This is a genomic window from Paenibacillus sp. J22R3 (genome assembly GCF_056269305.1).
In genome coordinates, this window is the sequence record NZ_JBWDNS010000003.1 from 554919 (window position 1) to 567988 (window position 13070).

The 13070-nt window shown below is 47.6% G+C and carries 9 protein-coding genes; 1 reads left to right on the forward strand and 8 read right to left on the reverse strand.

The features are described 5' to 3' along the window. Positions 1 to 60: 60 nt before the first annotated feature. The 5 genes from AC0YN4_RS17280 to AC0YN4_RS17300 form a co-directional block, all read right to left on the reverse strand. Entirely contained in the window at positions 61 to 945 is an 885-nt protein-coding gene (locus tag AC0YN4_RS17280) for a carbohydrate ABC transporter permease (protein ID WP_475782323.1), read from the reverse strand. A 25-nt stretch (positions 946 to 970) separates the two neighbouring features. Next, positions 971 to 1882, reverse strand: coding sequence for an ABC transporter permease (locus tag AC0YN4_RS17285; protein WP_475782324.1), 912 nt, complete (start codon positions 1880 to 1882; stop codon positions 971 to 973). Positions 1883 to 1901: 19 nt separating this feature from the next. Continuing rightward, positions 1902 to 3776 carry a glycosyl hydrolase gene (locus tag AC0YN4_RS17290; RefSeq protein ID WP_475836278.1) on the reverse strand — a complete coding sequence of 625 codons (1875 nt, stop codon included), beginning with the start codon at positions 3774 to 3776 and terminating at the stop codon, positions 1902 to 1904. Continuing rightward, positions 3773 to 5293, reverse strand: a complete 1521-nt coding sequence (gene xylB, locus AC0YN4_RS17295) for a xylulokinase (RefSeq protein WP_475836279.1) — start codon at positions 5291 to 5293, stop codon at positions 3773 to 3775. Before xylB ends, AC0YN4_RS17290 begins: the two co-directional genes overlap by 4 nt. Positions 5294 to 5461: 168 nt before the next feature. Then, the gene (locus AC0YN4_RS17300) at positions 5462 to 6655 is read right to left on the reverse strand and encodes an ROK family protein (RefSeq protein WP_475782327.1); all 1194 of its coding nucleotides are present in this window, start codon (positions 6653 to 6655) and stop codon (positions 5462 to 5464) included. A 254-nt stretch (positions 6656 to 6909) separates the two neighbouring features. On the opposite strand from AC0YN4_RS17300, the gene AC0YN4_RS17305 reads away from it, so the two are divergent. Then, positions 6910 to 9300: a WD40/YVTN/BNR-like repeat-containing protein gene (locus tag AC0YN4_RS17305; protein ID WP_475836280.1), complete on the forward strand. Its 2391-nt coding sequence runs from the start codon at positions 6910 to 6912 to the stop codon at positions 9298 to 9300. A 65-nt stretch (positions 9301 to 9365) separates the two neighbouring features. On the opposite strand, the gene AC0YN4_RS17310 is transcribed toward AC0YN4_RS17305, so the two are convergent. The 3 genes from AC0YN4_RS17310 to AC0YN4_RS17320 form a co-directional block, all read right to left on the reverse strand. Beyond that, positions 9366 to 10166, reverse strand: a complete 801-nt coding sequence (locus AC0YN4_RS17310; RefSeq protein ID WP_475836281.1) for a hypothetical protein — start codon at positions 10164 to 10166, stop codon at positions 9366 to 9368. Between the two features lie 16 nt (positions 10167 to 10182). Beyond that, positions 10183 to 11202 carry an ABC transporter substrate-binding protein gene (locus tag AC0YN4_RS17315; protein ID WP_475836282.1) on the reverse strand — a complete coding sequence of 340 codons (1020 nt, stop codon included), beginning with the start codon at positions 11200 to 11202 and terminating at the stop codon, positions 10183 to 10185. A 129-nt stretch (positions 11203 to 11331) separates the two neighbouring features. Then, complete coding sequence (locus tag AC0YN4_RS17320) at positions 11332 to 13008, reverse strand: AraC family transcriptional regulator (protein ID WP_475836283.1); 1677 nt, start codon at positions 13006 to 13008, stop codon at positions 11332 to 11334. Positions 13009 to 13070 lie beyond the last annotated feature (62 nt).

Sequence of the window (13070 nt, forward strand, 5' to 3'; positions counted from 1 at the left end):
CAACCGATACCGAGCTCACAATCACCTCCTTTTCAAATTTGGATCCGTAAGCCATTTGCATTAGCCTTTAATCGAACCGATCATAACCCCTTGCGTAAAATACTTTTGCAGGAATGGATACACGGTCAGAAGCGGAAGACAGGAGGCTACGATGACGCCATACTTCAGTTGCTCGGCAATGCGTTGTCGCTCGGCCATGGACATCGCGTCCGACAGCATTTCGTTTCCGACTTCGTTCGTAATCAGTAGGTTACGTAGAATAACCTGCAGCGGAAATTTGTCTTCGCTCGTTATATAGATCAATGGTTCGAAGAACGAGTTCCAATGTCCAATTCCGTAGAATAGTGCCATCACCGCCACGATAACCTTCGATAAAGGGAGGACAATAGACAAGAAAAATTTGAAGTCCGAGCATCCATCCATAACAGCCGCTTCCAGCAGTTCATCCGGAAGCGTACTTTGAAAGAAGGTACGCGTGATGATGATATTCCAAACGGATACGGAAGCCGGCAGGATCAACGCCCACATGGTGTCCATAATGCCTAGCTTGTTAATAAGAAGATAGCTGGGAATAAGTCCACCGCTGAAGAACATCGTAAAGATGAACAGCATCATAATCGGCTTGCGGCCAACTAAATCTTTTCTTGAGAGCGCGTAAGCACCCGTAAGCGTAAAGACCAGGTTAACGAAGGTGCCGCACGATGTGTAGAGAATAGAGTTCAGGTAACCGGTCCAAAGCGGCTTATAGTCGAGAATCTTCGCATACCCTTCCGTATACAACCGCTCAGGTATAAGAAGGATTCCTCCGCGATTAACGATGTTGGGATCGGAGAACGAAGCCACGACGATGAAATAGAGCGGATAAAGGATGCATAGCGTTATCACTGCCATAAGCGTGTAATTCATGACAGTGAAAATTCTGTCGCTCAGGGACAAGGATTTCATTCGTCTTGATTCCTCCATTCGGAAGCTACCATAAGCTGTTTCCGGACATTTTTCTGGATACATAGTTCGTCATAATAAGAAGCGTGAAGTTGATAATGGAATTAAATAGACCTATCGCCGTCGCAAAGCTGTACTGTGCATTCAGCAGGCCAACCTTGTATACATAAGTAGAGATGATCTCTGATATCGGCAAGTTCATGCCTTGCTGCATCAAGAACGCCTTCTCCCAGCCTACTGACATGATACTGCCTATTCCAAGGATGAAGAGGATCGTAATCGTCGGACGAATCGACGGCAGATCGACATGCCAAATCCGCCTCAGCTTGGTTGCCCCGTCGACCGTCGCCGCTTCATGCAGCTCTGGATTGACGCCGCTTAGTGCCGCAAGATAGATGATGGCGCTGAAGCCCATCGTCTGCCAAATTCCCGAGGAGATATAGACCGTACGAAACCATTCTTCCCGGGCCATGAAATTGACTGCATCACCGCCGAAGAGCGTAATGAAGTTATTAATGATCCCCGTGCTCGGCGCTAAAAACACGTTCAACATCGACACTAATACGACGGTTGAGATAAAATACGGCGCATAAGTAACCGTTTGCACGAATCGCTGAGCGAACCGATTCCGAATCTGATTCAGCAGCAGGGCGAATAGAATCGGAATCGGAAACCCGATTGCGAGCGAGAACACACTTAGCTTGATTGTGTTCGTCACGACCATGTCGAATACGAAGGAATCGAAGAAAGCACTGAAATGCTTCATTCCAACCCAGGGACTTCCAAGGATCCCCCTGCTGGACTTGAAATCTTTAAAGCCAATGACGATCCCATACATGGGGACGTAATGGAATAGCAGGATGTAGAGTAAAGACGGGAGCAGAAGCACATACAGTTGCCATCGCCTCAGCATATTAGCCAGCATCCCTTTGCTTTGCATGGTGAACAACTCCTCCTTGTTACCTCTTCGGAACGGATCGAATCGTGATGTTATGGAAACTTACGGTTCCGAATTGTGCAAAGAATCGCAGATAAGCAATCTCTCTGTTTATTCGGCTGATGGATGTTCGTTTGCCGTTGATACAAATGTCGATGAAACCTGCCTTGACGACAGCCTCAACGCGGACACGTCCTTCCAACCCTTTCACATGATAGATGGACGAAACCTCATCCTCTTGGAAACCGACGCAGATCGTATCATGTACGCCGAGCTTATTGTTGGAAGGCTCGAATCGAATATCGTTGCCTTGCTTGAAATCGGAATCCGCGGCTACAGAAAATCCATAGAACATCGTCGGATGTTCGGGAACGGCTTCGAAGGTCAGCTCATATTCGCCTTCCACTTTTCCAACGAACTGCTCAGAGAATCCATTCAAATTTGTAAGGGATAAGAGCTCTTCTTGCTGTGTAACAACATGGTTTGATAAACCGTCAAATTCGGCTGGGATCTTGAGTCCAAGCGATCCATCCTCTTCCTGGACAAGCTCACGGATAACCAGTTCGCCTCCGTAACGACCCGGTCCGGATAAGAAGCCTGTAACCATTCTCCTTCCTTCAGGGAAGGCAGCTGTCTTCGGCACCCGTAACTGGACACTATCAATCGTATCCATTGCCGGACGCAGCCAAGGACCAAACGGTTCTTTGGAATAACGGTAACGAGCAAGCCCGTCATTGCTGAATATCAAGTAATACAAGCCGTTCCATTCAAAGTAATCCGAGCACTCCGGCTCGCCATGGTAACCAGGAACTATGAATGGCTCTTCCTCTTGCCAGTTCTGCAGATCGGTTGATATTAGATGGGCGAGGCACCCCTCGTACTTGGCTCCGTCTACAAGACTTGTCGTAATCAGCATATGATAGACGCCTTCCGCGTCCTTAAATACATGCGGATCCCTTACAGAGGAGAGCAAATATTGGTTTGAGATATTTATGTAGGTCTCGGACTTGGTGAATTGAATACCATCTCCACTAACCGCATAGGTCAATTGAGCAGGTGACCCGTCCACCGCACGAACCGCGTAGAATGCATAATAAACGTTGTTCTCCTTAATAACGGATCCTGTACAGATTGACCCCTCCCATTCCTGCGTAACGGCGACAGCCATGGGATGATGTGTCCAGTTTGCCAGATCCTTCGTAGAAATATGGGCCCATTGATGCGCACCTAATCCCCATTTGCTGGCATGGCCGCGACGATCGAACAAATAATAGATGTGGAACGTTTCCCCATCGAAATAAGGCATGCAATCACCGACCCCGGTATTGAACCCTCTCGGCTTCCAATACTGAATGGAGCTCGGCTCAGTCCCCAGGTACAGCGTCTTTCGACTCTCCAGATCTTGCTTATCTCGAATGAGGTTCTCCCGTTCTGCCTCCGTCAAGGCATAAGGCCAGAGTTGTGCTTCCAGTGCCCCATCATAGACTTGTACTCCAGCATTCTCCAATAGAACGGAGCCCATCGGCCAATCCTCATCGACTAACACGCCGTCGACGAATAACTCGACTAGATGTCCGCTATAGCGAAGCAGGAGGTCGTGTTCTCCCGCGCCGATTGCTTGCCAGGGAACGGATAATGTTAATGGCGTATCCTTGGCATCCGTATAAAGGTCAACCAGAAGCAACAATTGATTAACCTCTGTCCGCTCTCCGGAATGGATGCGGATTGCCGGAGTTTCGTTATCGCCTTGAAGACAGAGCAGTTCCTCGCTTTGTTCTCCACTCCTCACATTTGCTCCAATCGTTAATGCTTTGAGCGCTCCAAGGTTCAAGGATTGTTCAGCCCGCTTATTCTTAAGCTCCATAAAGTTACCGCCGCCAGTTGCATTCAGCATCATTTCAACACTCCATTCTCATTCGTAATGGTATTCAGCATGGGAAAGAGTTCCCGGTTATGTTCATAAAGCTTGTTATAGACGGCATATTGCCGGTCATAGACCGCGCGGTTGCCAGGGTTCGGCCGAACCGGATTCTCGTGCAGCTTGACGACTGACTTACAAGCCTGCTCGACGGAGTCATACAGCTTCACACCTATACCTGCCATGATCGATGCTCCCACGCATGCTTGCTCCTCCGTGGTGCTTACATAAACATCCCGATTCAGAATATCGGCAAGAATCTGGCTCCACAGCGGACTCTTCGCGCCGCCTCCTGATATAATGATTCTCTTCTGATCAATCCCCAGCGAGCGGATAATCTCTACTCCATCGCGTAAGGAATAACAGACCCCTTCAAGCACTGCTCTGATCAGATGCGCATCATTGTGGTTCAGCTTGAGCCCGATGAACATCCCGCTTGCGTGCGGATCCATATGCGGAGTACGATCACCGGTCAAATAGGGCAGGAACAGCAGTCCATCACTTCCCGCGGGAACCTCTTTCGCCTTCATGTCAAGCGCCTTATAATCGAGATTCTTCAACACTTGTGATGACAACCATTTTAACGACAGCCCCGCGCTCATCGTCGCCCCGAGCAGATACCACCGTTCTGGAACCGCATGAACATACGTATGCGTCCTAAGCTTCTTGTCATAGACAGGCTGATCGACGGTAGTGAACAACTGTCCTCCGGTTCCGATCGTAACCGATAAGTCACCGGATTCGATGATACCGTTTCCAACTGCTTGCATCGCTTGGTCGGCCCCTCCATATACAACCGGAGTTCCTGCTTTGAAGCAGCTTTCCAATTCGGCTTGTTTCGTAACACTGCCTGCTATCTCCCATGGTTTTCCTACAGGCGGGAACAGATTGCTATCGATTCCCACCCAGCTAATCAATGGATCCGACCAGTGAAGAGAGGCTGTATCATAGGCCGATGTACCGGAGGCATCCGTTGTGTCCGTTCCCATTTCACCGGTCAAACGGTACCTTACATAATCCTTGGGCAGCATGACCCGGTCGATTCGGCTGTAGAGATCAGGTTCATTCTCCTTCATCCACATTAACGATAGGATAAGGAACCCGGTTGATACGGAGTTCTTAACCATATTGCCAAGCTGTTCTGTCGTAATTTGGGATTCCAATACAACCTTCTGAGGAATCGCTCGCTGATCGCACCATATGATGGACGGGCGAAGCACCTGACCTTCTTTATCGAGTGCCACCAATCCGTGCATTTGACCGGAGAAACCGATCCCCGCTAATACCCCTCCATCTATACCCGCTTTCATTATTGCTTGAGCGCTTGTCTTCTTGACCAACTCCCACCATTCATCCGGATTCTGTTCGGCGTAACCTGAGACAGGAATATTGATGTCATACTCCATTTGCGCGAATCCCAGCACTTGTCCTGAAGTATCCATGACCATGGATTTCACGCTTGAGGTTCCGATATCAATCCCCATCAGTAATGACATGCTGCGACCTCCATTAATTCAATTAATATTTTATTTGATTATTTCTATTGTTACTATAAATTAATTAATTGATTTAATCAAGTAATAAATATACTGTTTTTTTCCTTCTTTCCATGCATAAGAAAAAGCCCAGCCAGAAATTTCTGGCTGGGCTGAAACGTTTTCACTTTAGATATGCAGGTTCAAATAACTGGATGGCTGGTCCAATATGCTCTCGATCGCTACGATTGCAGAGCCGACCAGCATGGTATCCATGTCGTCAGAAGCAAGTTCTAGGGTCAATTTACTCGATACATCGGGCAGCACGTGCTCGTTAATGACCGATTTCACCGTATCGTGAAGCAATGCCCCCGCTTCGGCCAGTTCATCGCCTAGGATGATCCGATCCGGATTAAAGGTGTTTATGATGTTGACAAGACCGAAACCAAGAAACCATGCTGCTTGTCTGACAGCGTCTTTCGTTTCGCTATTCTTATCCTCTTCTAATTCTTTCCAGACCGACTTGAGCGAAGCATGTTCCTTGTTTAAGGTTTTCAGCAGCGCTGAGGTAGAGCAATATAGCTCCAGACATCCTCTATTGCCGCATTCACACTGCGGACCTTTGAAATCGATGCTCATATGTCCGATTTCGCCTGCCATGCCGAGTGAACCTCGGAAGACCTTACCGTCTACGACGATTCCTGCTCCAACGCCTTGGCCTGCGGCCACATAGATCATAACACCTTGGTCCTGATCGGATTTTCCGAACCACCAATGCGCCAGAGCCCCTGCTTTAGCATCATGCTCGATATAAACGGGGAGGGCGAAATCATTCATTAATTCTTCCTGAATGTTTATTTTCTCCCATCCGGGAAAATTAGTCATGAGACCGATTCTACCCTCATCGCGAAACAGCGGGCCAGGCGTAACCACCCCCATCGCTACGACGTTGCCGACCGAATTGGATTGGATCATATCCCGAATCAGCTCCTTCATCCGATTGAAGGCATTAGCTGATCCATCCGCCATATCAATAGGAATCTGCTGCTTCCTGTACTCGATTCCTTCCAGATCGTACAAGGCGACCGTGATCGATTTCCTTGCAAGGCGGATCCCAATGATCTTATAAGACTCGCTATTTAATTTAATCCCGATGGAACGACGCCCTTTCTTGCCATCGATAACCCCCGTCTCTACCACAATTCCCCAACTGATCAACTCATTTATGATATTCGTGATCGTGGATTGATTGAGTCCAGAGGCTTGAGTTAATTCCGCTCTTGAGCATACCGACCTCCTTCGCATGAGGCGAATGACCAATGAACGATTCATTTCCTGTACATCTTCAAGATTAGTCCCTCGCTTCGTCTTCGTTACAATCACTGTATATCCCCCGCTATATTATATTATTCATTCAATTATTGGACTTAATAAAAATAGTATACCATTTTCAAAAAAATGACGACAAGTTGTGACTTCTATTTAACTTAGAGTTGTATGCGACCTAGCATGCGCTCATTGCACGTTTCTATGAAACCTGTTCAATATTTACATATTTTGATATACTTTGCGAATGCTAGGTTGTATTATTTTGGAATTTAACGCGTCACTATCAACTAGAAGGAGGCCCGCAGGCAATGCCGAGAAACACGTTTAACAGAATCATTCTGCTCACAATTCTGAGCCTATTCGCACTACTGTCAGCTCTCCCATCTCCACCTGTCCACGCTGAAGGGAAGGCGACGATGGAGGTTTTGCAGACGGACTGGTCGTATTTATACGGGAATGATGCACCCATTGAACCGCAATACTATGCCTATGGGAACGGAATTTACGTCAGCACAAGTCAGTATACCTCAAAGGACGGCGTCCATTGGGCTAACAAGACGACAGCCGAGAATGAGAGAGATCTCAGCACAATCGTTTTTGGCAAAGGGCAGTTCATTGGATTTAACGATGAGGGCTCCGAGAAAGGTACTTCTGTCTGGACCTCCACAGACGGGATGAGTTGGTCGGAAACACCCTCTTACCTCCCGATGGGCAATGTTGTGGATGCCGTATTTACGGGCAAGCGCTTCGTCGCGGTTGCTTCAGGCAGATCCTATATGAAGCAATTTAAGAGCGTGCTCGCGACTTCCGATGACGGCGTGACATGGACGGCGCATCCGGGGCAGCTCGAAACCGATATCAATGAGCTTGCATGGAATGGGAAGGTCATGCTCGCCAGAACTGCCGAGTCTCTCTTCTATTCGACCGACGGGTTGGCATGGAAGAAAGTATCCGTTCCCGTTAAAGGCACTTATGGCGATCTGGAGTATAGGAATGGAACCTTCTATCTCGCGGCAGACAGCGCCATGCTTGTCTCGCAGGACGGAATCAAGTGGTCGGTTACTGCTACACCGAATAAAAACTGGTCGCAAATTAAATGTTTGCCGAAGAGATGCTTCGTATTTGGAAAGACCAAGCAGGATAACCGTGTCTATATGACCAGCAGCAATGGCAAGACATGGTCAACGTCCAAAGTCCCAAGCGATGACTTCTATATCGATGGCATTGTCTATGAGAAATCGAAGTATGTGCTCAATCGCTATGATGTGATCTATGAATCTGTAGACGGTATTAACTGGGTAACCAAACCCAAGAAATCGATTCCTCCTGTATTTCTAACCGGTGCAGCCGCAGCAAACGGCAAGCTCGTGACCGTCGGCGGCACAACACCTACGTTAGAAGAAAACAATGAACCCCTGAATTGGCGCGGTTCTATGGTTGTGAACGCAAACGACAGCCATCAATATAGTAGCGTGAAGGGAAAGTTTCCGCTCTATGATGTCATCTGGACGGGGAAAAGTTTCTTCGCAGTCGGTCAAAGAGGTCTGATGATGACGTCAACCGATGGACTGAAGTGGACGAAGCTGGCTTCACCTACGCAGCAGACGCTCATTCAAGCCGTAATGGCGGGAGATACCTGCTACGTCGTTGGTGAAGGCGGCATTATTTTATCATCGAAGGACTTGAAGACTTGGCGTAAATACGTGGCCAATCCCTATCTTAATTTCCGCGGCATTGCATGGAATGGCAAGACGCTGCTCGCTGTAGGCGAGAAAGGCATGGCGGTTCGTTCGGACGACGGCCGAAATTGGACGAAGGCGACGCCATGGCCGGGGAATAAAAATGATTATGATTATTCCGGTGTGGCATGGGGCAATGGCTCGTTCGTAGTCATTACGGATATGATGTACGCTAATTCCGACGTTGTACAGCTATTCCGGTCGGAGGATGCCAAGACCTGGAGCTACCATGTGCGCTACAACAGCGGTATCGAAGCAGGTGGACCGCATACCGGGTTACACGATATCCAGTATACGGGAGGGATGTTCGTCGCTGTCGGCCGGGATGGCATCATCCTAGTCTCAAGAGACGGCATCATCTGGTCACGGCTATCCACTTCGTTCAGCTATAACATCTTGTCGGCGGAGTATTACAACGGTCAGCTCTACGTGTTTACTCCTGTCTCTGCCGTGCTGAGAACGAAGCTGGATCCCGCGCTTCTTAAGTCCGAGACCCAGACCGAGCCTATCAAGAATGAGCCTGTCCAGCCAGATGCCAAGGCAGCCCGTCTCGAATCCGCAACTCAATATTTGAAAACAAAGGACTACACGATAAAAGCGAAAACGGTCCGAGTGGATTATACGCTGTATGAAATAAGTCAGGCTAATAAGGTCTTGTTTTCATACGGCGATCATCCAAAAGGAGCTGAATACACGGATTATGACAGCTTCGTGCAGATTGAGAGCTTGCCTGACCAGAACGAGGAAGTGATCGCTGTTGCACAAGGCTTCATTGAGCGTGTAACGGGCCATTCGCTCACAGGTTTGACCGATTCCATTGCGCAAACCGCACGAGACAACAACTATAAGTATGACAGGATCAATGATACGGATATGATGTTTAATGATTATCGCGTCAATTATAGTTTTCTCGACCGTGGAGAGGGCAACCAGACGACGAACATCTTGTTTAATTATTAAACCCAAAGGCATGAATTGGGCAAAATAAAACGCTGTTGCAACCGCAACAGCGTTTATTCATTCCATCAGTACTGACCATTCGCTTTCATTAGCACACGCTCTTTCTCTTTCAGACGCGGGCACGTATAACAATAGATAAATTCCTTACTCTGGCGAAAAGGTATACGATAAGCTAGGCAGCAAGCCGTCTTCAATGCCAACCTATGATTCGGATTCTCAGGATGCTCAATATACCTGCGTTTCGTTGCAAAAGGATTTTTCAGAAGTCCGAATGCGTTGGCATCGATATCGATAAGACGTGTCTGAAAGTGATAAAGGATTGCCTGCCTTCGTTCCTCGTCCGTGAGTTCGTCCAGCTCCTCCTCCAGTTGATCATAAGCGGCATCCACAATTTGCCCCCATAATAGAATGGGATTCATTCGAGCCGCACGCGCTAGCATTTGAATCAAAGGCGTTACTTGTTCCCTGTAGAAGGAATCTAGCTCCTTCTTCATCCAAGCGCCGCGGCCTTCAACTGGAATCTCTCTGTATAAGTTATTGTTAATTTGAAATAGAAACTCCGGATAGGATGCTCCGTTAACTAATTGAACGGTCAAATTAGAGAATGATACTTCTAGGACAGTGTCTTTCCAGTGAAACAACATATGATGCAACGCTGCGCACACGCACGCATACCAGCTGATGAAGATCGCTGCCACTTCAGGCCGTTCTTTTGCTTGGATCAGCGGACTGTATATATTCATTAAATGCAGCAGTTTGTCTTCATGTAATAAATCTACCGCGGGCATGATGAGCACGGGTTTCTCTGGCACTCTCGATGTCAGAAAAAACATCTCCTCGAGTCGCCCCAAGTCATTCGTACTCATGGCATACCCTCCTTTATTATTGTTTTCCTTCAAATGCATGAACTACATCGTCAATGGCGCTGCTATCGGCAAGCGGAGACATGCCAAGGTTAAACCATTCCTTGCTTCCCATGAGATAAACGTGGTTGTTCTTCACCGCCGTCATATTCTTCCATAAAGAGCTGCCCAGCATTTCTTTATACCGATCTTGCACGGCTTGGTTCGCATCGTCGCTCATTTGCAAAATGATATGATCCGGGTTGTATTCAGGGATTTTCTCCAGTGAAATCGAGAGGCTATTCTCGCTCTGCGGGAAATTTTTAATGGCGCTCAGGCCAAGCCCTTTATGAATAAACTTACCGCGATCGCTGTTTTCACCGTATATGAAGATTTCCTTATCCATAATCTCCATATAGAGCACGGTCTCATCGCCGGCTAATTGATCGAGCTTCTTCTTGGCTTCCTCTTCCTTGGCTTGCAAATTAGTAATGACCGTCTCGGCCTGTTCTTTCTTACCGAGGACTTCTCCGATATCGCGTAATTCGTCGCGCCAATCACTCCGCTCCGGCAGAAGAACAGTAGGGGCGATTTTGGAAAGCTGTCCGTAATCCTTATCAGACCACCATGTCGGTGCAATAATCAAATCCGGCTTAGACGCTAAGATAGCTTCAAAATCAGGAGTTCTTGCAATGCCCATTTTGAGCGTATCTTTAAAGGAATCCTTCAAATAAGCAGGAAATTCCAAGTGATAGTTTTGAACGGCTATCGGTGTTACGCCAAGCGCGTACAGAAACTCCGGATAAACGACGGATAGGCCAATGATCTGTTTAGGGTCGGCCGGAATGCTGACGTCGCCTTTCAAGGTTGTCACCATGCGCTGTTGATTTGTTTCCTCTGCAGGTGCATTACCTGCATTACTTGTGTTGCTCGTGTTACTTGCATTCTCCGCTGCTGTATCGGACTTATTCGTCGATGAGTTGGCCGCTCCGCATGCCGTGCTAACCATAATGAGTAATACGATAACTAATCCCCTGACCCAACGTACGTTTCGTTTCATTTCTCCGGTGCTCCTCCTGAAAAACTATTTTCGACAGGATAATCTCTAAATAGAATTGATTATCATTATCATCTATTAGGAGTATAAATGAATTTTCAATTTCGGAATATTGATAATAACGACATAAACTTATGCACGATTCCGCCAAATCTTAAGCGCTTCTTCAAGTACGAACTCATGCGTGAACGCCGTGTATTCAATCCAAGGATAAGCCGGGATGAACGCTATGCGATTGCCCGCAACCGCCTTCAGCCTGTTCCAATCTTCGGAATTTGCTATTGTCTTCCACGTGAATTGGGATAGAGAATCCTCGTCCACGACGAGTAGGATTCGGTCTGCCTCAAATGCCGCCAGCTGTACCGGATCCACTTGTTGATTTGGTTTCATGCGATCTACGCCATGTGCGGGCATCAGCTGCAAATCATCGTAAAATACCGTAGCCAGACTTCGCTTGGACAAAACGGTGCAATGCTCACCTGTAATTCTCAGGATGAGAAGACGATCATCTTTCACCGTGTCCCAGACCGCTTCTCTTACGAAACGAGCTTTACGATCATAATTATCCAGCCAAACTTCCGCGGCGGCAGACATATCAAGAAACTGGGCGATTAGTCGCAAATGCATGCGCCAGTCATTCTCCATCCACGGCACGAAATAAGCCGGTGCGATTGCCTTCATCTCGTTCTGTTCCTCGACTGAAGCATGGATGTCGACCCCGATGATAAAGTCAGGGGCGGCAAGCGCAATTTCCTCTTTCTTGTCCCGTTCAATCGAGCTGAGCGGTATTACAGCATCCGTCTCATATTTTCTTCTATAATAATCGGTCCAAGGATGTTCAGCCGGCGCTGCGCAAGGCGTGATTTGAAGGGCGATCAACTGCCCGATATTCGCGTTATGATAAGCGATGATCTTCTTCCTGCTGTACTTCATAAATGCCGCAGGCGGTATACCTGTGACCTGTCTGAATTTACGCCGGAAATAAATATCATCCTGATAGCCGACATGCCTTGCAATATCTCGGAGCCGATCTTGTCCGCCTGCTCGAATGAGCTGCTGCGCCTGCTTAATGCGGAATAACGTCAAATAATCAATCGCGCCGGTGCCATACCTCTTCTTGAACAATCGCATAAAATGACGCGGACTGATGCCTACTAATTTGGCCAAATGTTCGATCGTCAGTTCCTGCCGATAGTGCTGCTCGATATAACCTTTTGCAAATTCCAAAGCGGCTTCCAAGCCGATTTCTTGGACGAGAAGCGCCTCCTCCAGAATGGTTTCTATTAATTCTTGGAACAGAATTTGACTTCGGAAGCGTTTTAAAGGTTCTCCGCTCTTCATGTTTTCGTCAATTGTCCGGCATGCAATGTGAATAGATACCGGCGATGAAACGTTTACCTCCCCTTGCACCGGAAACGGGCTGTTCCGTATAACCTTATGAAGCGATTCCGAAGACGCCGGTTCATCACTGAAAACATCGAATCCCAATTCATAGAACCCCCGTTCATCAAGCGAATGAACGGTGGCTTCAATGAGTTGGCCCGGCTTTAGTACATACACGCTGCCTTGTCGAAGTTCTGTGAAATGTCCATCTATATGAAGACGGCCTTTACCGCTGGCCATAACGAGCATCATATGTTTCTCGATAAATTGAAGCTTAAGCTCCCAATCATTCCTGTGCTGTTTACTTTGTGCGATATCTCGAAGCTTACATACCAAGCCTTCCAGTGAGGCATATACGTTGTGCTCATCCTTCTTATTTCTACCATCCAAAGCAAGATCACCACCCTTGTACGATCTATAATCCATTATAAGTAGTCTCCCAAACATAAAACAGACCAAACCGCACTAACATGCGATTTGGTCTATTT

Excerpts from the sequence above, each read along its gene's own strand:
- AC0YN4_RS17280 (WP_475782323.1), bottom strand. The coding sequence starts at position 945 with ATGAAATCCTTGTCCCTGAGCGACAGAATTTTCACTGTCATGAATTAC.
- AC0YN4_RS17285 (WP_475782324.1), bottom strand. The coding sequence starts at position 1,882 with ATGCAAAGCAAAGGGATGCTGGCTAATATGCTGAGGCGATGGCAACTG.
- AC0YN4_RS17290 (WP_475836278.1), bottom strand. The coding sequence starts at position 3,776 with ATGATGCTGAATGCAACTGGCGGCGGTAACTTTATGGAGCTTAAGAAT.
- xylB (WP_475836279.1), bottom strand. The coding sequence starts at position 5,293 with ATGTCATTACTGATGGGGATTGATATCGGAACCTCAAGCGTGAAATCC.
- AC0YN4_RS17305 (WP_475836280.1), top strand. The coding sequence starts at position 6,910 with ATGCCGAGAAACACGTTTAACAGAATCATTCTGCTCACAATTCTGAGC.
- AC0YN4_RS17310 (WP_475836281.1), bottom strand. The coding sequence starts at position 10,166 with ATGAGTACGAATGACTTGGGGCGACTCGAGGAGATGTTTTTTCTGACA.
- AC0YN4_RS17315 (WP_475836282.1), bottom strand. The coding sequence starts at position 11,202 with ATGAAACGAAACGTACGTTGGGTCAGGGGATTAGTTATCGTATTACTC.
- AC0YN4_RS17320 (WP_475836283.1), bottom strand. The coding sequence starts at position 13,008 with ATGGATTATAGATCGTACAAGGGTGGTGATCTTGCTTTGGATGGTAGA.